At 58.3% G+C, this 20,290-nt stretch carries 20 protein-coding genes and 1 tRNA gene; 8 read left to right on the plus strand and 13 right to left on the minus strand.

Translation table 11 applies throughout. The features are described 5' to 3' along the window. Positions 1–261 precede the first annotated feature (261 nt). A complete protein-coding gene (locus tag Q1B40_RS15360) occupies positions 262–1,380 on the plus strand; it encodes a DUF2336 domain-containing protein (RefSeq protein WP_299816278.1) in 1,119 nt (372 codons plus the stop codon). Between the two features lie 33 nt (positions 1,381–1,413). Here the strand turns inward: Q1B40_RS15360 and Q1B40_RS15365 are convergent, their stop codons facing one another. From Q1B40_RS15365 to fliI, 3 genes are all read right to left on the minus strand, one after another. Continuing rightward, positions 1,414–1,860: a paraquat-inducible protein A gene (locus Q1B40_RS15365; protein WP_299816279.1), complete on the minus strand. Its 447-nt coding sequence runs from the start codon at positions 1,858–1,860 to the stop codon at positions 1,414–1,416. Between the two features lie 276 nt (positions 1,861–2,136). Continuing rightward, positions 2,137–2,538, minus strand: a complete 402-nt coding sequence (gene fliJ / locus Q1B40_RS15370; protein ID WP_299816281.1) for a flagellar export protein FliJ — start codon at positions 2,536–2,538, stop codon at positions 2,137–2,139. A gap of 28 nt (positions 2,539–2,566) precedes the next feature. After that, positions 2,567–3,892, minus strand: a complete 1,326-nt coding sequence (gene fliI, locus Q1B40_RS15375; RefSeq protein ID WP_299816284.1) for a flagellar protein export ATPase FliI — start codon at positions 3,890–3,892, stop codon at positions 2,567–2,569. Between the two features lie 374 nt (positions 3,893–4,266). Here fliI and ctrA point away from each other — a divergent pair, with 374 nt between their 5' ends. Further along, positions 4,267–4,959 carry a response regulator transcription factor CtrA gene (gene ctrA, locus Q1B40_RS15380; RefSeq protein WP_068406317.1) on the plus strand — a complete coding sequence of 231 codons (693 nt, stop codon included), beginning with the start codon at positions 4,267–4,269 and terminating at the stop codon, positions 4,957–4,959. A 102-nt stretch (positions 4,960–5,061) separates the two neighbouring features. On the opposite strand, the gene Q1B40_RS15385 is transcribed toward ctrA, so the two are convergent. From Q1B40_RS15385 to Q1B40_RS15420, 8 genes are all read right to left on the minus strand, one after another. Further along, positions 5,062–6,033, minus strand: coding sequence for an MBL fold metallo-hydrolase (locus Q1B40_RS15385; protein WP_299816287.1), 972 nt, complete (start codon positions 6,031–6,033; stop codon positions 5,062–5,064). Between the two features lie 280 nt (positions 6,034–6,313). Then, positions 6,314–7,198, minus strand: a complete 885-nt coding sequence (locus tag Q1B40_RS15390; RefSeq protein ID WP_299816289.1) for a protein-glutamate O-methyltransferase CheR — start codon at positions 7,196–7,198, stop codon at positions 6,314–6,316. Beyond that, the gene (locus tag Q1B40_RS15395; protein ID WP_299816291.1) at positions 7,195–8,409 is read right to left on the minus strand and encodes a chemotaxis response regulator protein-glutamate methylesterase; all 1,215 of its coding nucleotides are present in this window, start codon (positions 8,407–8,409) and stop codon (positions 7,195–7,197) included. The genes Q1B40_RS15390 and Q1B40_RS15395 overlap by 4 nt, the downstream gene beginning before the upstream one ends. A gap of 20 nt (positions 8,410–8,429) precedes the next feature. After that, positions 8,430–8,795, minus strand: coding sequence for a response regulator (locus tag Q1B40_RS15400; RefSeq protein ID WP_299816293.1), 366 nt, complete (start codon positions 8,793–8,795; stop codon positions 8,430–8,432). Positions 8,796–8,832: 37 nt separating this feature from the next. After that, positions 8,833–9,324, minus strand: a complete 492-nt coding sequence (locus Q1B40_RS15405) for a chemotaxis protein CheW (protein ID WP_299816295.1) — start codon at positions 9,322–9,324, stop codon at positions 8,833–8,835. After that, complete coding sequence (locus Q1B40_RS15410) at positions 9,321–12,092, minus strand: hybrid sensor histidine kinase/response regulator (protein WP_299816297.1); 2,772 nt, start codon at positions 12,090–12,092, stop codon at positions 9,321–9,323. Before Q1B40_RS15410 ends, Q1B40_RS15405 begins: the two co-directional genes overlap by 4 nt. 133 nt (positions 12,093–12,225) lie before the next feature. Beyond that, positions 12,226–12,870 carry a histidine phosphotransferase ChpT gene (gene chpT / locus Q1B40_RS15415; protein ID WP_299816555.1) on the minus strand — a complete coding sequence of 215 codons (645 nt, stop codon included), beginning with the start codon at positions 12,868–12,870 and terminating at the stop codon, positions 12,226–12,228. A gap of 181 nt (positions 12,871–13,051) precedes the next feature. Beyond that, positions 13,052–13,537 carry a YHS domain-containing (seleno)protein gene (locus Q1B40_RS15420; protein WP_299816299.1) on the minus strand — a complete coding sequence of 162 codons (486 nt, stop codon included), beginning with the start codon at positions 13,535–13,537 and terminating at the stop codon, positions 13,052–13,054. Positions 13,538–13,663: 126 nt separating this feature from the next. Here Q1B40_RS15420 and Q1B40_RS15425 point away from each other — a divergent pair, with 126 nt between their 5' ends. From Q1B40_RS15425 to Q1B40_RS15440, 4 genes are all read left to right on the plus strand, one after another. Beyond that, positions 13,664–14,269 (plus strand): DUF1134 domain-containing protein, encoded by a 606-nt coding sequence (locus Q1B40_RS15425; RefSeq protein WP_299816301.1) that lies wholly within the window; start codon positions 13,664–13,666, stop codon positions 14,267–14,269. Positions 14,270–14,432: 163 nt separating this feature from the next. Continuing rightward, positions 14,433–15,788 carry a hypothetical protein gene (locus Q1B40_RS15430; protein WP_299816303.1) on the plus strand — a complete coding sequence of 452 codons (1,356 nt, stop codon included), beginning with the start codon at positions 14,433–14,435 and terminating at the stop codon, positions 15,786–15,788. Between the two features lie 76 nt (positions 15,789–15,864). Next, on the plus strand, positions 15,865–16,650 hold the full coding sequence (locus Q1B40_RS15435; RefSeq protein ID WP_299816305.1) for a DeoR/GlpR family DNA-binding transcription regulator: 786 nt from the start codon (positions 15,865–15,867) through the stop codon (positions 16,648–16,650). Positions 16,651–16,802: 152 nt separating this feature from the next. Beyond that, positions 16,803–17,405: a hypothetical protein gene (locus Q1B40_RS15440; protein WP_299816307.1), complete on the plus strand. Its 603-nt coding sequence runs from the start codon at positions 16,803–16,805 to the stop codon at positions 17,403–17,405. Between the two features lie 153 nt (positions 17,406–17,558). On the opposite strand, the gene Q1B40_RS15445 is transcribed toward Q1B40_RS15440, so the two are convergent. Together Q1B40_RS15445 and Q1B40_RS15450 are read right to left on the minus strand one after the other, a co-directional pair. Then, positions 17,559–17,634 (minus strand) — tRNA-Glu (locus Q1B40_RS15445). Between the two features lie 157 nt (positions 17,635–17,791). After that, the gene (locus Q1B40_RS15450; protein ID WP_299816309.1) at positions 17,792–18,148 is read right to left on the minus strand and encodes a hypothetical protein; all 357 of its coding nucleotides are present in this window, start codon (positions 18,146–18,148) and stop codon (positions 17,792–17,794) included. On the opposite strand from Q1B40_RS15450, the gene Q1B40_RS15455 reads away from it, so the two are divergent. After that, a complete protein-coding gene (locus Q1B40_RS15455) occupies positions 18,147–19,172 on the plus strand; it encodes an RluA family pseudouridine synthase (RefSeq protein ID WP_299816311.1) in 1,026 nt (341 codons plus the stop codon). The two genes, Q1B40_RS15450 and Q1B40_RS15455, sit on opposite strands and share 2 nt — an antisense overlap. A 174-nt stretch (positions 19,173–19,346) precedes the next feature. Continuing rightward, positions 19,347–20,231 carry an RNA polymerase sigma factor RpoH gene (gene rpoH, locus Q1B40_RS15460; protein ID WP_299816313.1) on the plus strand — a complete coding sequence of 295 codons (885 nt, stop codon included), beginning with the start codon at positions 19,347–19,349 and terminating at the stop codon, positions 20,229–20,231. Positions 20,232–20,290 lie beyond the last annotated feature (59 nt).

A 20,290-nucleotide genomic window follows, 5' to 3' on the forward strand; every position in this document is an offset into this window, starting at 1 on the left:
CCGGAAGGGCTTCATGGCGCAGCGCCTCGCCCGAAACATATGTGAATCGGTGCTCCGAACCCGCGTTTCAGCAAATTCCTGCCTTCAAAGAGATATCTTGAAAAATCTCCCATTTTGCGACGTTGGGGTGTAAAAACTACGTATTTTTGACAATACAGACAATCATCTGTTCAAAAAATGATATGTTATTTCTGCGAAATTCTATTTGAGTAACGTATTGATAACAATATTGAACCCAATGTGCCTCCTAGTGGAGGAAAAATGGCGAGTTCCATACTAAAACTTGCCCAGATCGGCACACTTGAATCTCGCAAGCACCTGTTTGCCGAGGTCAGCGAACTTGTGTTTTCCGACCTCGATCAGCGGACGGAGCAGGAACTTGCGATCTTCGCGGAAGTCATCCTGAAACTCTACGACACCGGCTCCCTGTCAGACAGGACAATTCTTGCCAGCAAACTGGCAGCGCTGGATAACGTTCCTCATGATCTTGCGTGCCGGATAGCCGAGGACGACATCGCCGTGGCGATGCCCGTATTGTCGGATTGTCCCGCCTTCACCCAGGAAGACCTGCTTGATTTCGCAGATAGGTTCAGCTCGACCCATCTGCAGGCGATCGCCCATCGGAAAGATCTCTCCGCCGAGGTCTCCGATGCCCTGGCCGCCAGGAATGACAGGACGGTAAACCGCATACTTGCCGGCAATCGCGACATCCGGCTGTCCCGCGAAACGCTGCTCGTTTATGTCAAGCTTGCAGAAGAAGACGTGGTGCTGCGGGAAGACCTGGCCTTGAGATCCGATTTGTCCCCTGCCGCATGCCGGGCCTTGCTTCCCCTCGTAAGCGAGGAGAACAGGAAACATCTGCACGGACTTATTGAAGGGTCACTGACGCAGGAGCAGCTCGATCAGATCGCCCGGTTGAAAGCATTGCGCCAGGATTTCGGCGACGCCCTGGCGAACCCGGATGTAAACACGCTCTGGCAGGATGCCGATCGGGCCGGCATGACCGTCAATGAACTGATGATCCTGCTGCTGCAGGACGGACGCTTTGAACACGCCATGGAATTGCTCAGCGCACGTGGAAGGACGTCTTCGAAGGTCCTCAAGGAAGCGGTGTACAACGGAAAGCCGGAATTGGTCCTCAAAACCGCTGCCAAGACGGGACTGGAAACGTCTACCTTTGCGATGTTTTCAAAGATCCGCTGCAATTATCTGAAGCTTCCTGCTTCGCACGGGCCTGAATGGACCCTTGCCTACAAGAAGCATCTGGAAAGCACCGCTTCGGTCAGACAATCCCGCTGCGGTGACTTTCAGGCGAACCGCGGGGCAAAAAAACCCAAACCGCTGCTACAGGCAGCTGCGCCCCAGCCGGCGGCGGAATAGTTCACGTCGATAGCAAGATCGGTCAGTTCGAAATCAGATGCGGGTATGGGCGCGCGCGCACAAACTTGCAGCCACCGCCGTCGTAAGTGTCGCCGCCGCGTAAAACCACAATCCCGGCAGGATGGTTGCCGCGGCCAGGCCGCTGGTTTTTGCTGCAAACAGAACCAGCGCCACCAGCATCACATCCAGCATCGACCACTTGCTGACCATGGACAGCAATGAGAGCGAACGGCTCTTTCCGCCGGTCATGACCGCAACATGGGTGAGAATTATCTTGGCCGCCGGGAACCCCACTGAAAACAGCGCCACGATGGCGGCAAGCACGGTCTCGTCTTCACGCCAGAGGCTGAAAATCATTTCCACCAGGGAGGGCCGGTCTTCGAAAAAATACAGCCTTTCGAACAGCATCAGCGGCTGCGTGAGACCCAAAGCGAAGGAAAAGGCCGAAACTGGAAGGAGCAGAGCCAGGAAAAACCGCATGAAGAAGTGCCGTGCTTCGGCAGAACATCCTGCGCCCGGGTGGCGGCGTTCGGATTGCTCCGGCATTTTGAAATTGAGTAACCTGCATTCAGGCTGGCGAGACAAGTGACGGTCACGCCCGCATCGGCGACCGTCCTTTCCCTATAGCATTTCGCTCAAAAAGCATAAACCCGACCGCTCTTTCGAACGGTCAGGTAAAATTGGTCCGCCTTCCGGGAGGAAGGTGTGCTGGAAATCTACCGATACGCGGGAACAGGGGCGTCGCCCGCGGATGCGCTATCGCAGCCGCGAGGCGACTTCGTCAAGCTGATCCTGTTCGGCAATTTCCTGGGCTGTCCGCTCACGCTGCTGATCGCGCTCTTCCAGCTGCTCGAATTTCTTGAGCTCTTCGATCGCTTCGCTCAGCTCGTCCTGGGCACGTTGAAGCTGATCGTCCAGCTCATGCGCGGAATTGCGCAGGTTGTCGCGCCTGTCCGCCGCGGCCTTGGCAAATGTCGGATAGGCAAAATGCGTGACATCGGTGATGCCGACCCGGTCCTGCTCGGAGTGGATCTGCTCGTCAAGTTCATCGGCCATGCGATTGAACTCGGCAATCATGCTCTCGATCTGAGCAAGCTGCCGCCGCTTTTCATCAACCTGAAACCGCTTCAAACGGATCAAACTGTCTCGGGTTTTCATTACTCAATACTCCCCTTGCAAGGGCAGTCTAGTCCAGAGTCATTTCCAAAAGGTTGGCAAGTTGCAGATATCCTTCAGAAAGACTCGTTGCCTCGTCTTTTCCCTGATTCAGGAAATCGTCTATCAGCTCGAACCGGTGAATGGCTTCATCGACCATCGGGTCAGATCCCTTGCGGTAGGCCCCGAGGCGGATCAGCTCTTCCATGTCCGTATAGGTGGACAACAGCTGCTTTGCCTTGCGCAGAACCGGAAGCTGTTCCGGCGGCACGCAGCGGGGCATGGTTCTCGAGACCGACTTCAGCACGTTGATTGCAGGATAGCGGCCGCGTTCCGCGATCGCCCGCTCCATTACCACGTGGCCATCCAGGATCCCGCGAACCGCATCGGCAACCGGTTCGTTGTGATTATCACCTTCCACAAGCACCGTGAACAGACCGGTGATCGATCCTGTGCCTTCCACTCCCGGGCCAGCGCGCTCCAGCAGGCGCGGCAATTCTGTAAAAACCGTCGGGGTGTAGCCCTTGGACGTGGGCGGTTCGCCGATCGACAGGCCGATTTCCCGCTGCGCCATGGCGAATCGGGTAATCGAATCCATCATGCACAGGACATTGTTGCCCTCGTCTCGGAAGTGCTCGGCGACCGTCATGGTCAGATAGGCCGCCTGACGGCGCATGAGAACACTTTCGTCGGATGTGGCGACCACGACCACCGAGCGCGCCAGGCCATCCTCGCCAAGATCGTCCTCGATGAATTCCTGGACTTCCCTGCCCCGCTCCCCGATCAGGCCGATCACGGCGATATCGCAGCGGGTGTTGCGTGCGAGCATCGACATCAGCACGGATTTGCCGACGCCGGAGCCCGCAAAGATGCCCATGCGCTGGCCTTCGCAACAGGTTACGAAACTGTTCAGTGCCCTTACGCCGAGATCGAGAGGCGGTCCAACCCGTTTACGTTCGGAGGCTGGAGGGGGCGGACTTCGCAATTTGCGAGGCACTCCGCCATTTGAAAGAGGTCCTTTACCATCAATCGGTTCACCAAGTGCGTTAACGACCCGGCCAAGCCAGGCATCGTCGGGGTGCATCACGCTTTCGCGGGCGCTGATCACCGCCTTGCAGCCCATTCGCACGCCTTCAAGCCCGGAAAACGGCATGCAAAGCGCATGCCCATCGCGGAAGCCGACAACCTCGGCCGGAACTTTCGGATTGTCCTCGCCGCTGTCGATCAAAAGGCGCGAACCGACACTCATTTCGTGAATCGGTCCGGCGATTTCCACCAGAAGCCCCTTAACAGCCGTCACCCGACCGTAAATTTCGGTCGGCAAAAGCGAATCAATCTCGGCAAAAAGCGCCTTCAATTAAGATTCCTTCCCCTGTTAACGGTTTTGGTAACCGATCGTTTACGACTCTGGTTAATCTTAACCTTTGGAAGGCCGACAAGCGAGAGCCATTTCGAAGACACAACGGTTAAGTCGAAAGGAATCTGAACGGAGTCAGTTGGATCCGTTTCTTAAAGTGCAACATTAAGATTTGTGAATCAGTGTTTTTTCTGGGGATTCAACAAGTTGACTGTTGTTCACAGATTACTCCAATCGGCGCTTGCCGCTACGAATCATATTTTGTTAACCATTAACCGATAGCTTTGAGTCGGGGTTAACAAGCAGTCCTTCGTAGCGCACACCGACAGAGCCGTTGCGACTTGCCCAGAAAAGGCAGAATAAGGGGATTGGCAATGCGTGTACTGTTGATTGAGGATGATAGCGCGACAGCGCAGAGCATCGAACTGATGCTGAAGTCCGAGAACTTCAACGTCTACACGACAGATCTTGGCGAGGAAGGTATCGACCTCGGCAAACTGTACGATTATGACATCATCATGTTGGATTTGAACCTGCCGGACATGTCCGGGTATGAGGTTCTTCGGACACTTCGCGTCTCAAAGGTCAAGACACCGATCCTGATCCTTTCCGGGAACGCGGGGATTGAGGACAAGGTCCGGGGGCTCGGCTTCGGCGCGGACGATTACATGACCAAGCCGTTCCACAAGGACGAACTGGTCGCGCGTATCCACGCAATCGTCCGTCGTTCCAAGGGCCACGCCCAGTCGGTCATTATTACCGGCGACCTCAAGGTCAACCTGGATACCAAGACTGTCGAAGTCGGCGGTCAGCGGGTTCATCTGACCGGCAAGGAATACCAGATGCTTGAGCTGCTTTCGCTGCGCAAGGGCACCACGTTGACCAAGGAGATGTTCCTGAACCATCTCTACGGCGGCATGGACGAGCCGGAGTTGAAGATCATCGACGTCTTCATCTGCAAGCTGCGCAAGAAGCTGGCTGCGGCCACCTCCGGCAAGAACTACATCGAAACGGTGTGGGGACGCGGCTACGTGCTGCGCGAGCCGGAAGTAGAAGCGGCTGCCTGAGCCTGAAAGGGCATCCGGCAAGAATTAAAAAACCCCGGTTCGCCCGGGGTTTTTTGTTGCCTTCAAGACTGATGACTGATTTTCAGCGCGTGGCCGCCAGGCTCACAGATGCAGCTGATACGAGGCAGGCACGTAGCGGAAACCGTCCCCTTCCTGCGCCACATACCCGACGGCCGGGAACGGCATGTGATAGCCGACGAACGGGAGCTTGTCGCCGGCCAGCATGCCGAATACCGATCTGCGCGTGGAGGCCGCGGCCTCCTTGTCCATGTCGAACCTGACTTCCCAGTCCGGATGAGCCAGCGACCAGACAAAATGGTTCGCGGTATCGGCTGTCAGCACAAGCTGTTTGCCGTCGCTCTCGATCATGTAGATCATGTGACCGGGCGTATGGCCGGGCGCGGACATCGCCGTTATTCCCGAAGTGACCGCACCGCCGTCATTCAGGAAGGTCATCTTCTCGGCCAGCGGTTTGACATGTGATGCCATCAGCTTGGTGACACCATTGGCTTCCGCATCCATCGCCGCCCAGAAATCGTATTCCTTCTGGCCGGTCACGTAGCGCGCGTTGGCAAAAGCGGGTGCGCCGCCCTCCATGAGCCCTCCGATATGATCGGGGTGCATGTGCGTCAACACCACCACATCCACCTGTTCGGGCGTATAGCCGGCATTTTCCAGCGCCGCGCGCATGTTGCCGCGCCCGGGACGGGCGCCTTCGCCGTTGCCGGTATCGAACAGGATCAGCTCGTTGCCTGTATTGATCAGGGTCGGCGTGAAACTGATCTGAAACGAATCACTTGGGATGAAATTTTCCGCAGACGCGGCCGAAAATGTGTCCGCCTCGACATTCATGGCAAAAGTTTTCTGGGGCTCCTGAAGGGTCACTGCTCCGTCGAGGAGCGTGTTGACTTCAAATTCGCCAACCGGATAGCGCGCCACCGGCGCGGCCAGAGAATCCTGCTTCGCCGCAGCCGCATGCACCGGCATGGATGCAGCAATGCCTGCCCCGGCGATCGCGCCACCTGCCCCAAGGAGAGCCGCGCGGCGTGTCAGTTCAACTTTTATCTCGCTCATTTTCCCACTTTCTGCTGATGCACATACCTCACCCGGCCCTCTTGAAGAAAACCGTGTCTTTCCGAGAACCAAAACTTATCTGCAAAAAGATGGAAAGCCTCGCCTGCCTGGCAAGTGGAGTAGGCACAGGTTCCATGGATAGCTGCCGCACGCGAGAGTTTCGCAAATGATCAGAGTAACTTACGCTGCCAGGCCAATACGGAAGACCTGGTCACGATCGCGTGAAAATAAAAAAGGCGGCCAGTGGCCGCCTTTTGTTTATCTCTCGCCGGCAATGAACCTATCGCCGCAGTCCGACCACACCGCCGGCAGCGAAGCGTACGCCAGCGCCCGCTCCGGTCGCCGATTGGGCTGCCGTTTTCTTCTGGAACAGTCCGCGTTTGCCTTGAACCGGCTTGAACGCTTCAGTCAGGCCAACGACCGTCTCGGCGGCTCCAAGGACCAGGTATCCGTCCTCCGGAAGCGATTTCGCAATCCGCGTCAGGATCTCCGACTTGGTTGCCTGATCGAAATAGATCAGGACATTGCGGCAGAACACGATGTCGAACTCACCCAGATGGGAGAAGTTTTCCAGCAGATTGAGTTTTTTCCACTCGATCATCGACCGCAAGCCGGCATCGATCTGCCAGATGTCACCCTTCTGCTCGAAATATTTCAGAAGCATCTGGATCGGCAGGCCGCGCTGTACCTCGAACTGGCTGTACAATCCGGCTTTCGCTTTTTCCAGCACTTCAAGGGAAAGATCGGTGCCAAGGATCCGTGTCCTCCAGCCCGGCATCTTTGCCGCCTCTTCCTTCAGGCAGATCGCCAGGGAATAAGGCTCCTGTCCACTGGACGCCGCAGCGCACCAGATCTTGAGCTGCTTCAGGCTGGACCGGCTTTGCAGAAGCGTCGGAAGCATTGTGTCCCGGAAATTGTCGAAGGGCGTCTTGTCGCGGAAGAAGAACGACTCGTTTGTCGTCATCGCCTCGATCACGTCCGTTTCGAGCTGTCGGTTCCCACCACGCTGAAGGGCCTGAATAACCGCGCTCAGGGTTTCCAGCTTCGAATTGCGGGCAATCGGCAGAAGCCGGCTTTCCACCAGATACTGCTTGTCGACCGACAGAACCAGGCCGGAGCGGGTCTTCAGAAAGTTTCTCAGAAACTCGAACTCACCAGGGGTCATCTCGTATTCCCCTTCAATACGCGTCCGATTTTCGGGCCGATGTCTTTCAATGGCAGAATATCGCTGCACATTCCTGTCTGCGCGGCTGCACCGGGCATACCCCAGACGACACTGGTTGCCTCGTCCTGCGTGATGACGCTGCCACCACCTGCGGTGATGGATTTGACACCATCCGCGCCGTCGTGTCCCATTCCGGTCAGAATGACCCCGAGACACGCGGACCCGTAAGCCTTCGCAACGCTGTCGAACAGCGGATCGACGGCGGGCTTGCAAAAATTCACCGGAGGTCCATCGGTCAGGCGGATCTTCACCGCACCGCCGTCTTTTTCCAGGATCATGTGCTTCCCGCCAGGCGCCACATAGATGGTGCCCGCTTGAAGGGTTTCGCCGTCTTCGCCTTCCTTTGAGGGACGCAGGGCGGCTTTGCCCAGGTGCTCTGCAAGGATCGCGGTGAAGGTCGGCGGCATATGCTGCGTGACGACAACCGGGACTTCATTCATTGCCGTACCCACTTCTTTCATCACTTCCTGCAGGGCCTGCGGCCCGCCGGTTGACGAACCGATGGCCAGTATCCGGGGCCGAGCCGAGGAATAGGGCCGTGTCTGAAGCGTCTTGGCTGCGGCAGCCGCCGGCTGTCCGGCGCCACGGAAACTTGCCCGCGTATCCGTCGTCGGCCGCGCCGTGACCGGTGCCGACGGTTGCGAGACCTGGCCGGCGCTGGTTGAGGCGCGCATGGTGCGTACCGGCCCGCGCATCCGCTGGGCCCGCGCTCCGAGCGCCTTGACCTTCTCCACGAGTTCGCGGCGGAAATCGATCGACGTCGTTACCTCGGAAGTGGATTCCGGCTTGGGAACATAATCGGACGCCCCCAGAGACAGGGCCTTCAGGCTGACTTCCGCATTCCGGCGGGTCAGCGTCGATGCCATGATTACAATAAGATCGCGCTTTTTTGCCAGCATCAGCGGCAAGGCGGTCATGCCGTCCATTTCCGGCATCTCGATATCGAGCACGACGACGTCCGGGTCGCTTTTCTCGATATCTTCCACGGCAAGTTTGCCGTTTCGGTGCGAGCCGACGACCTTGAGGCCCTTGTCCTCTCCGAGCCACCGTGTCAGCAAGCCACGGATCACTACAGCGTCATCGACCACCATCACCTTGATGGGATCGCTGCCGGTGCTGGCGCCGGCAGAAATTCTTTGCGCAAATGCCATTGAGACCGCCCAACTGGAGACTAGATAAGACCAACTTCCTGAAACTTGGCTTCGACGATTTCCCGATCGAAGGGTTTCATGATGTACTCGTTGGCACCTGCCCGAATGGCGCGCGCGATGTGCGCCACGTCGTTCTCCGTCGTGCAGAAAACGACGATGGGGCTTTCCCCACCTTCTTCGGACCTGAGGCTGGTCAGAAATTCCAGACCGTCCATCACCGGCATGTTCCAATCCAGAAGGATCGCGTCGGGCATGGTTTTCCTGCATTCATCGAGCGCCTGCTGGCCGTCTTCGGCTTCGGTGATCTCGAATTGCAGATCCTCCAGGATCCGACGGGCGACCTTACGGATAACGCTTGAGTCATCGACTACAAGGCACTGTTTCATCAGGCGTAACTCCACTCAACGGCCGCTTCAGGCCTGCTTATGCCGCAACCATCGGTTCAGTGAACATGGAACCGAGCAGGCGGTCTACGTCCAGGATCACCATCAGCTTGCCGTCCAGACGGTGCACACCGCCTGAAATTTCCGCCCAGCGACGATCCAGATTTGACGGATTGGGCTCCTCCGAAGAGGACGAAAGTGTCAGCACTTCGCCGACAGTATCGATGACCAGTCCGTAGCTTTCGTGCTTGTATTCGATGCCGACAGCCATCATCTGCCCTTCCTTGAGGGGCGGCAGGTGAAGACGGCGGCGCATGTTGATCGCCGTAACGATACGACCACGCAGGTTCAGCACGCCCTGGACTTCCGGGGCGGACATCGGCACGCGGGTCACGCTCTCGGGGACGAAGACGTCATGGACCTGGGAGATCGGGAGGCCAAAGAGCTGGCCTCCGATCACGACGGTCACATACTGGATCATGTCACTTGCAGCGTTGTGATCCGCGTTGTGTTTGTGTTCCAGCACATTCATGCTGCAGCTCCCATTTCACCGGAGAAGACATCTTTCAGAGCGGCAATCAAGCCGGGACGGTCGAACTTCGCGACATAGTCGTCAAAGCCGGCCTGGCGCCCACGCTCGATCGAAGCGGGTGTGACCATCGAGGACAGGGCGAGGATCGGAATCTGGCGGAAGCGTGGATCGCGACGAAGCGATTCACAGAACTCGAAGCCATTGATTTCCGGCATCTCGATGTCGCTCACGACCGCATGGAACGTCTCGCCGTCTTCCAGAAGATCCAGGGCCTGCTGAGGACCGGTACAGGTGGTCACGTCGTAACCAGCCGCTTTCAGAACCGGCGTCAGCATGTTGCGGAAGAAGGACGAGTCGTCAACGAAGAGAACCTTCTTCGTCAGGGACGCGATGTCCATTTCCTTGCGCATGAACCAGTCTTCGAAGGCCTGTGGCAGATAGAAGCCCAGATCGATGATTTCGGTCGCCCGTTCCTTGACGATGGCAGAGCCGAGAACACCGGGACGTTCCGAACCGACCTCGATATTCATACGGTCCTCGACGATATCGACGATCTCGTCGACGACGAGGCCCATGGAACGACCCGCATCGGAGAAGACCAGCATGGGCTGCGTGCCTTCGATCTTGTGACGGTCGCCTTCGTTGATATAGACGAGCGGCATGAGCGCTCCGCGGTACTGGACGAGATCGCGTCCGTTGGACCGCTCGATTTTCGAAACCTCGAATTCCTCCAGGCGCGTGACCAGCGAAAGCGGCACCGCTTTCGGTTCTGGTGCACCTGCACGGAACAGCAGAAGCGAGATCGAGCTTTGCCCGGAAGTCGCCTTGCTCTGCAGGCTCTCCTGTTCGTCTTCCTCGTTTTCCGCCACCGAGCTGGATGCGCTCGCCATGGCACTGGCAATGCCGTTCGGATCGATGATCATGATAACCGACCCATCTCCGAGAATGGTGTTTCCGGAGAACATGCCGAGATTGCGCAGCATGGTCGACATTGGCTTGACCACGATTTCTTCCGTATGGAAGACACCGTCGACAACAACACCGAAAGTCTGGCTGCCGACCTGCATGACGACAATGAAACCGTTGTCCGATTCGATTGCCTCTTCCTCGAGCTCGCCCTCGTAGGTGCCAAGCAGTTGGGAGAGAGGCACCAGCGGCAACAGTTTGTTGCGCAGGCGCAGGACCGGAGTGTTCTTGATCCGCTCGATCCTGTGTTCCGAATTGGTCTGTACGCGGACCAGTTCGACCACGGACAGCTGCGGGATCGCGAAGCGGTCACCGCCCGCCTCGACGATCAGCGTCGAGACGATCGCGAGGGTCAGCGGGATCTTGATAATGAAGGTGGATCCCTTGCCCTGCGTAGAACGCAGGTCAACAGTACCGCCGATCAGCTCGATGTTGTTGCGCACCACGTCCATGCCGACGCCACGGCCGGAGACACTGGTGACCTCCGCGGCAGTCGAGAACCCGGCTGCAAAGATGAACTTGTGGATCTGCGCGTCAGTCATCTTGTCGACTTCGGCTTCGGTGGCCAGGCCACGCTCCACAACCTTTGCCTTCACCCTTTCGACATTGATGCCCGCACCGTCGTCACGGACCTCGATGATGATATGGCCGCCTTCGTGATAGGCGGCAAGGGTGATCGTCCCCTTGTCGGCCTTGCCGGCCGCCCGGCGCGCTTCAGGGCGTTCCAGGCCGTGGTCGGCAGAGTTGCGGACCATGTGGGTCAGCGGATCCTTGATCATCTCAAGAACCTGGCGATCCAGTTCGGTATCCGCGCCGATCATTTCCAGTTCGATCGGTTTTTCGAGATCCTGGCTCAGATCGCGGACGATCCGCGGCAGCTTCTGCCAGGCGTTGCCGATCGGCTGCATGCGCGTCGCCATGACGCCTTCCTGCAACTCGGCGGTCACGTTGGACAACCGCTGCAGCGGAACCTTGAATTCACTGTCTTCGTGACGGCGCACGATTTCAAGAAGCTGGTTGCGGGTCAGCACAAGCTCGGACACCATCGTCATGAGGTGTTCAAGCGTGTCGACCGCGACCCGGATGCTTCCGCCACTCTGGGACTTCTTCTCGCCGTCTCCGCCAGCAGCCTTTTTCTTCTCAGGAGCCGGGGGTGCGCTCTTTACTTCCGCAGCAGGCGCCGCTTCTTCCACCGGTGCGGGCTTTTCAGCCTCGGCAGGAACTTCCGGTGTTTCGGCAACTTCCGCTTCGGCAGTTTCGACTTCGATTTCCGTTTCGCGGAAGGCCCGCTCCAGTTCGTCGAGGGAAACTTCGCCGGGACGCAGGGCCCGTTCAATTTCCTGTTCCGCAGCAGGAGCTTCCGCTTCCGCCGGAGCTTCTTCGGCAACTTCCGCTTCGGCGCTTTCGCCGGCCATCGCGGCATCCGCCTTGGCTGACATCGCTTCCAGCTTCGAGATCAGTTCGCTGTCGTCACCGGCAGGCTCATCGCCTTCGCCGGCCTCAAGCTCACCGAGAATGGCCTTGATCTGGTCGATAGAGATCAAAATGAGCGACACGGCTTCCTGAGTGACGGGCGCGCCGTCACGGAACTTGCCCATGAGCGTTTCCGCAGCATGTGCAATTCCTTCAAGCCTGGGAAGGCCAAGAAATCCACAGGTGCCCTTGATGGTATGCACCAGACGGAAAATGTTATCTAGAATCGTCGCGTTGTTGGGTTCCTGCTCGAACTTTACGAGCTCTACGTCAACAACATCGAGACTTTCATTGGTCTCGGTAATAAATTCCCTGAGGAGGTCATCCATGGCCCGCTCTCACCCGACTTGTTACTGGTTCCGCATCCCGAAAAGGATGTCTGGACCGAGAAGTCCATGAGAGCAGGTTGGGGGCAAACAGTTAAGATACGCTGAAACAGGTCGAAACTTTTATTCAACATCTCTATTCTGTCAAAAAGGCTGTAATTTTTACCAATTCTTCTTGTTTGTCTATCGTTAATACCATGTTGGATTCCCGCGCAAGCAGCAACGTGTAGATCGGTTGCACGGAATGCGCGTCCACCCTTTCTGGCTCTTCACCGCTCAGAGTTTCCTTCATTCCGAGCGGTATGCGCGGATTGAGACCGCTTGCATGAAGCGTGAAGGCCGGTGCCTTCGGCTCGCCTTCCATGGTCACCTTGATCTCGCCACCGCGCGGAACGCACTGATTGGCGATCAGGATCAGGTTGAGCAGAAGCTTGACGTAGTTCTTCGGCATGAGATGCCGGTCGATTTGCCAGGTCAGGTCGGATTTTTCATTTTCCATGAAACCGGTGGCAACGACCTGCGCGTCGCCGAGATCGATTTCCGCTCCCGCCGAACCGGCAGCTCCGAAAGCCAGGCGCGCAAACTGCAGCTTCGCCGAGGCCTGACGCGCACTCTTGCGGATCAGGTCCATCGCAAACTCGTGCATGTCCTCGGAGCCCTCTTCGTCGAGAACCTCCAGTCCATTGGTGATTGCGCCGACGGGGCTGATGATGTCGTGACAAACGCGGCTTGCCACGAGGGCGGCAAGGTCCAGGGAGGATAGCTCTTTAAGTGCGGACATGGCGGTATGAAGCTCTTCTTGAAAATCCCGGCAAGGACATGATTCGCGATAATTGGCAAAAGATTTACACATCCCGCAGGCCCGTGCCAAGGCGCGGTTACCGGGCGCGCAGGGTCTTCCAGATGAAAGTTGTCACTGTAGCGGCGGAAAGACAGTCGCCCCGTCATCCGGCAGGGCTGCCCTAGAGTTCGGGAACGCACCCGACCTTTTCTGCATTTTCCTCGGCAGCTTTCATCAGCTGCGTGCCGTTGACCAGAAACAGGAACCGGTTGACGACGGAATGGAAGAACACGAGCTTGCCCTCCACGATAGCGTAGATGAAGGGGTTACCGGCCGCCGCAAACCCTTCGGACAGCGCATAACCGCCACATCCGGCAAAAAGCGGCGCATAGGCTTCCGGATCGCGCTGAAAGGCGGCGAGATTGCCCTCATTGACAAAGATCCATTCGGCGCCACCCCACTCGTATTCAAAGCGGCGGTCTCCCTGGCGCGGGCGATTGTCAACGAAATAACCTACCGGGTCATGCCCGCCGATCGCATAACCGCTGATCGTATCGGGGACAAAAACCTGGGGACGGGCAAGACTCTCACCTGCAAAAACACACAGATGAAGCGTCAATACCAGGGAAAGACACATCCATGTCTTTTTTTCGGGCCAGCTTTTCATCGATTCGGCTTATGTAAGATGCATGGACACATGCGAATCAGCATGAGGTAACGTCAGTTTAGCATCGCAGCTTCGCCGAACGGCAATTTTGAGCGCGGTCGGGTTTGTGACGAGGAGATTTATCGAATGGCGCAAGGTTCCCTGCGAGTGGCGTCCCTGATTTCCGCGGTGCTTCTGTGCCTGGTTTTCCAGACCGGTCTCCAACCGGCATACGCCCAGACCTCCGGCAACGAACCGATCCCGCCCGATCAGACCTACGGCGAAGACGAGATCATGAAGACCGGGCATCAGTTTTTCGGCTCCGTGTCCGGCGGACTGGCCTCGGTCGTCGAAAAAGCCTTTTCGAGCTACGGCGAGCCAAACGGTTACATCCTCGGTGAGGAAGGCTCCGGCGCCTTCGTCGCCGGCGCGCGCTACGGCGAAGGCCATCTTTATACCCGCAATGCCGGAACCCATAAGGTCTTCTGGCAAGGTCCCTCCGTCGGCTGGGATTTCGGCGCGGACGGCGCCCGCGTCATGATGCTGGTCTACAATCTCCCCTCGGTGAATTCGGTCTTTGCCCGGTTTGCCGGGGTCAACGGTTCCGCTTACCTAGTCGGCGGCGTCGGCATGACGGTGCTTTTGAGAGACGAGATCGTTCTGGTTCCGGTGCGGGCCGGTGTCGGCGCGCGTCTCGGTGTGAATATGGGATATTTGAAATTTACCGAACAGCCGACTTGGAATCCGTTCTAGAGTCCATTCCCGAATATATAAAAGGACAAAGGTGCTCTGGGTCACAGACGCGGCTGGCCATATACACCACGTTTAACACTTTGATTTGAGTATACTTGGCGACAGGCCTCGTGTCGTCTAATGATGGAAGGGTGGCGTTTGAAAACGCAAGCAGGAGCCTGACTTGATCGAAGCAGCGATGTATGTGGCACTCGGGTTTTGCACGGCCGGTCTGATCGGCCTCGCAATCCTGCCTGCCTTTTATCGCCGGGCCGCCCGTCTGACCGAAGAAGCCCTGCGCGCCGTGAACCCCTCCAGCTACGCCGAAGTCAGGGCGGCGCAGGATCAGGAAAGAGCGCGACACGCGGTCGAGTTTCGCCGTGTCGAACGCCAGCTCGACGCCGAACGGGAAAAAGCTGCGAAATTCCAGCTCGAAGCCTCCAGCTTGAAGCTGGAAATCGAAGCTGAGCAGAAGGCCCATGCCTCCCGGATTGCAGAGCTTGAGACGAAGATCGCCGCAATGGAAGGCGATCAGCAGGCGGTCGACCTGCTCACGGAAGAAGTGAAACGGCTCAAGACCGAACTGTCCGACGCCGAAAAAGCGCTGGCAGAGAGCTGGGCCGAAACACAGGAAGAAAAGACCCGTACCGAAAAAGACGACTCCGGCTGGCTGCCGGCGGCCGACACCATGGCTCTGACCACCATCACCGGTCTGGAGGCAGAGGTCGCCACCTTGAAGGCGAAGCTGGCGAGATACGAACCCACTGTTGCCGGTGAGGTCGAAGCCTCGCGCGACAAGGCTGCCAAATCCCGCCTTGCCGAACTTGAGGGCCAGCTTGTCGATACGGAATCGCAGTATGTTGCCGCACAAGCCGAGGTGACCCGCCTGTCGATGCTGCTTGAATCTGCAAATATCAGCGAGACCGAACAGCAGAAGCGCCTGAGTGCGCAGATTGAAAAGGTCACTGGCGAGAACATGCGTCAGCAGGCCGAACTGAAAGCCAAGGAAAGAGCCCTTGCGCGCATGTCCGGACAGATGGTCAAGCTTCAGAAAGATCTCGCTGCGGTTCCCGCGCTTGTCGATCTGCGCAAGGACTTCCGGGCACTCGCCGCCAGACTTTCCGCCGCGCAGTCCGTTTCGGTTGCCCCGGCGCCCAAACCGGCCGGAAGCGATCAGATAACCGTCAAACCGCAGGCAGGCGCGCCTCAGGCCGGCAGCCTCGTGAAACCGGCGCAGCCCTACACGGTCACCGCCACGTCCAATGCCAGCGTCAACGGCGGCAGGCCGGACGCGGACGGATCTCAGCCCTCCCCCACCGCAAATCCGGTCGAAAGCCCCGCATCAGCGAAAACCGCTGAGATAGCTTCAGCCGCTCAGGCGCTTGTCAGCCGCATCGTCGCGTCCCAGCGCAGCAAGGATACGCCTGAACCGAAAGAGCAGGCAGCGCCGGCCGCTTCCGTGCAGAGCGGGCAAAGACGAAGCTCGGAAGCCGGCGGGAAAGCCAAAGCCTCGAAACAGAACAAGAAAGACGTGGCTTGATCGGCGCTCTGGAACCAGAGACGTAAGATAAGAAGCAGCCTGCGGACACGATGACAGCCTGATGAGCCAGAGATAGATGTTGATCGAACGCCACAATGCGATTCTGGAACTGGCCCGGCAATTGGGCCGCGTCAGCGTCGACGATCTGGCACGACGTTTCGATGTCAGCCCGCAAACTATCCGCAAGGACCTGAACGAGCTGTGCGATCGGCGCCTGCTTGCCAGAACCCACGGCGGCGCACTTCTGTCCTCAGGCATCGAGAACGTCGGCTACGAAGCGCGCCGGATCATATCCAGCAAGGAAAAGGCCGATATTGGCGAGAGTGTCGCCGGTCTTATTCCCGACAATGCGTCCATTTTCATCAACATCGGCACCACCACGGAGGCCGTCGCCCAGGCCCTGCTGCAGCACCGCGGCCTGATGGTCATTACAAACAACATCAACGTCGCCAGCCTGATGCGGGGTTATACCCAGATAGAGGTGGTGATCGCCGGCGGTGTCCTAAGGCATTCCGACGGCGGCATCGTCGGCGAGGCTGCCGTGGATTTCATGCGCCAGTTCAAGGTGGATTTCGCCGTCATCGGCGCTTCGGCCATCGACCCCGACGGCTCCCTGCTCGACTATGACTATCGCGAAGTGAAGGTCACCAAGACGATCATGGACAATGCCCGCCATGTCATCCTGGCTGCCGACAGCACCAAGTTCGAGCGCACGGCCCCTGTCCGTGTTGCCCATCTGTCCCAGGTCGACACCTTCGTGACCGACTACTGCCCCAATCCGGATTTCGTGAATATAGCCGCCGAAGCGGAAGTGGATCTGATCCAGACCGGGCGGCAGGACGCCGGCGCAACCGGCACATGACCAGCAATAGCAGGCATGGGAATGGCGGGCGCCCTGCATCTTCGATTGGGAATCCGGGATCGGAAGGTCAAGACACGCACCATGAAAGCCATCGGCAATTCCGGAAATCTTTTCGGGGGAAAGGATTCCGCAAGCTCTTCTTGGCGGCCATCTTGTCGACAAATCTAATCGCCCCGCCTGCGTTGTCGCAACCTCATTCCGTATCGGGGATAAACGCGGACGGTGTCCTCAATATCCGGGAAGATATCGATCAGACACTGGATGTCGGCAGCTCTGCGGTCATTGGAACAATTCCGCACGACGCCTCTGATGTCATGGTAACGGGAATTTCGGTGGCCATCGGCGACGCCACCTGGCGTGAAATCGAACATAACGGCACCGTCGGATGGGTGAATGCACGTTACCTGAAACCCACAAACGTGCTGCTGGAGCGCCCCGAAGCGTTGCAATGCGCTGGAACGGAACCGTTCTGGAACGTCGCAATCGACGAAAACGCCAGCACGTTCCTTTCGCCGGACCAGGAAAGCCCAATCGAGCTTGACTACTTGCGCCTTGCGCCCGGCATAGGACGGTCAGACCTTTGGGGACACTACCTGGGCAGCGCTGACGGTGCCTATTCCCTGACGGTCATCGTCCGTTACACCGAAGCGTGCTCCGACGGAATGTCAGACCTGACATATGATTATGAAGCACTGCTGCTCGGGCTGAGTGCGTCGGGAGCGCCCGCATACGGGTGCTGCAGCATAAGCCGTTGAGAGGGCATGGCCCGCGTCAGGCCGGAGCCATATGCCTCAAACCATTTGCGCAGAACGATTACGTACGCGGCACTCTTGGACGGTCTTCATTTCGATGATGTGTCCGCAGTCGCTGCGGCCGGGAACACTGCTCTCATATCCGAGACTGCAGTGTGGTACGCCCAACGGGACTCGAACCCGTGTTTCCGCCGTGAAAGGGCGGCGTCCTAGACCGCTAGACGATGGGCGCGCGGTACTCAAGCATCCTGCCAGCGAGTGAACTCACACGGGATGCCCTGACTTTTTTGAGGATGCTACCTCAAGCCGAGGAGGTGCGTATAAGGCGGCGCGGCGAACGGCGCAACCTCTTTTTTGCGTTTTCCCGGCCGGAGCCGTTTCCCGGTTGCTCACCTTGCCACGAACTCGGTACGGCCAAGTTGTTTTCCCGATACCGGATCGAAGCGCAGCAGTGCCTTTTTGCCCTCTTCACTTACCAGGAGGAGCAACATTCCCTCCGACATCGTTGCCTGAAGAACCTCCGTTCCAGGTGCCACGGAGAGTGTTTCGGCAAAGCCCGTCTCGGACGGATCGGCTTCATAAGTGTTGATCTTGTAAACGATTGCTGCAAAGACAGCGACAAACCCGGCGACCATCACCAGGGACGATCCGAGCAACAGGCGCTTCAGTTTGGCCTGGATGCGGAGGGCAGCCGGATCGAGCGGTGCCTCATCCGGCCCTTCGCCCCGATAATCAGGTTGTGACATGACAGATATTTCCCATGAAGATCCGGCCGGTCTGGACGCGGATTTCAGCGTGACGGTTGATGCAGCCGATGCCGGTAAGCGGCTGGATGCGGTACTGGCGGCCAGTCTGGACGCCCTCAGCCGGAACAGAATACAGGCCCTGATCAAATCAGGAGACGTTACCGTCGGCGGCGCGAAAGTAGTTGAGCCGAAATACCGGGTCAATGAAGGCGACACGCTTACGCTCAAATTGCCGGAACCGGAAGACCCCGAGCCCAAGGGCGAGGACATTCCGATTTCGGTGGTTTTTGAAGACGAACACCTGATCGTCATCGACAAGCCCGCCGGACTGGTGGTCCATCCGGGAGCAGGCAACTGGACCGGCACGCTCGTCAATGCGCTGATCCATCATTGCGGAGACAGCCTGTCGGGCATCGGCGGCATCCGGCGTCCCGGCATTGTTCACCGCATCGACAAGGACACATCGGGCCTGCTCGTCGTTGCCAAGAGCGACCAGGCGCACCAGGGGCTTGCGGCCCAGTTTGCCGACCACGGCCGCAGCGGCCCCCTTGAGCGGGCTTATTCCGCCCTTGTCTGGGGTGCGCCATTCAATCTGAAAGGCACAATCGACGCCAATCTAGCCCGTTCGCACACCAACCGGCAGAAAATCGCGGTGATGAAGACCGGCGGCCGCAACGCCATCACCCATTGGCAGGTCAAGGAACGCTTCGCGCGTGCCGACCAGCCACCCCTCGCCTCCCTTATGGAATGCCGACTGGAAACCGGCCGCACGCATCAGATCCGCGTTCACATGGCCCATATCGGCCATCCGCTGATCGGCGACAATGATTATGGCTCGGGATACAAGACAAAATCCAACCGCCTGGACGAACCCCTCAAGGGTCTCATCGACGGATTTCGCAGGCAGGCGCTGCACGCCGGGCTGCTGGCCTTCGAACACCCGGTAAACGGCAAAACTTTGCGTTTCGAAAGCGCTTACCCGGATGATTTCGAAAAACTTTTGTCGGGTTTGCGAGGATTTTAGCAAGCGTTTTCGTTTTGCTGCCATGCAATCGGCTAATTCCAACCTATATTAAGGGTTCTTGTGTGCCTGAAAGGACACGAACCTGCGTCCATCTTTTTCCCTCAATGGCTTGCTTGCGTGGATCTGCGGAGCTGCCGGGAAAAACGGGCGCAACTGACGAAAGGGGGTGCTTCCATGGCCCAGAATGTACCGATGCTTACCGCCGGTGAAGGCGGGCTCAGCCGTTATCTGGATGAGATCCGCAAATTCCCGATGCTTCAGCCGCAGGAAGAGTACATGCTCGCCAAGCGCTACAAGGAGCATGAGGACCCGGCAGCGGCCGAGCGTCTCGTCAATTCCCACCTGCGTCTCGTTGCCAAGATCGCCATGGGGTACCGTGGCTACGGGCTGCCGATCGGCGAAGTCGTTTCCGAAGGCAACGTCGGCCTCATGCAGGCGGTCAAGCGCTTCGAACCCGACAAGGGCTTCCGTCTCGCCACCTATGCCATGTGGTGGATCAAGGCCGCGATCCAGGAATACATCCTGCGCTCCTGGTCGCTGGTCAAAATGGGCACGACCGCGAACCAGAAACGTCTTTTCTTCAACCTGCGCCGGCTCAAGGGCAAGATCCAGGCGCTGGACGAGGGCGATCTGAAACCGGATCAGGTAGCTGAAATCGCCACCCGCCTCGGCGTGTCCGAGGAGGAAGTGATCTCCATGAACCGCCGTCTCGGCGGCGATGCCAGCCTGAACGCACCGGTGCGCGCCGAAGCCGACGCCGGTGAGTGGCAGGATTGGCTCGTGGACGAAAGCGAGAGCCAGGAAACCCTGCTGGCGAACCAGGAAGAACTGGACATGCGCCGCAAGTTGCTGAGCGACGCCATGGACGTTCTGAACGACCGCGAGCGCCGTATATTCGAAGCCCGCCGCCTGTCGGAGGACCCGATGACGCTTGAGGACCTGTCCGGCGAGTTTGGCGTCAGCCGCGAGCGTGTCCGCCAGATCGAGGTCCGTGCCTTCGAGAAGGTCCAGAAAGCGGTGCGCAACAGCGCCCGGTCGATGGAACAACCGGCCGCCTGAGCGCGATTCGAGAACGGGAAAACAAAACGCCGGGGCAAATGCCCCGGCGTTTTGTTTTG

The sequence above is a fragment of the uncultured Roseibium sp. genome, assembly GCF_947496995.1.
Classification (GTDB): Bacteria; Pseudomonadota; Alphaproteobacteria; order Rhizobiales; family Stappiaceae; genus Roseibium.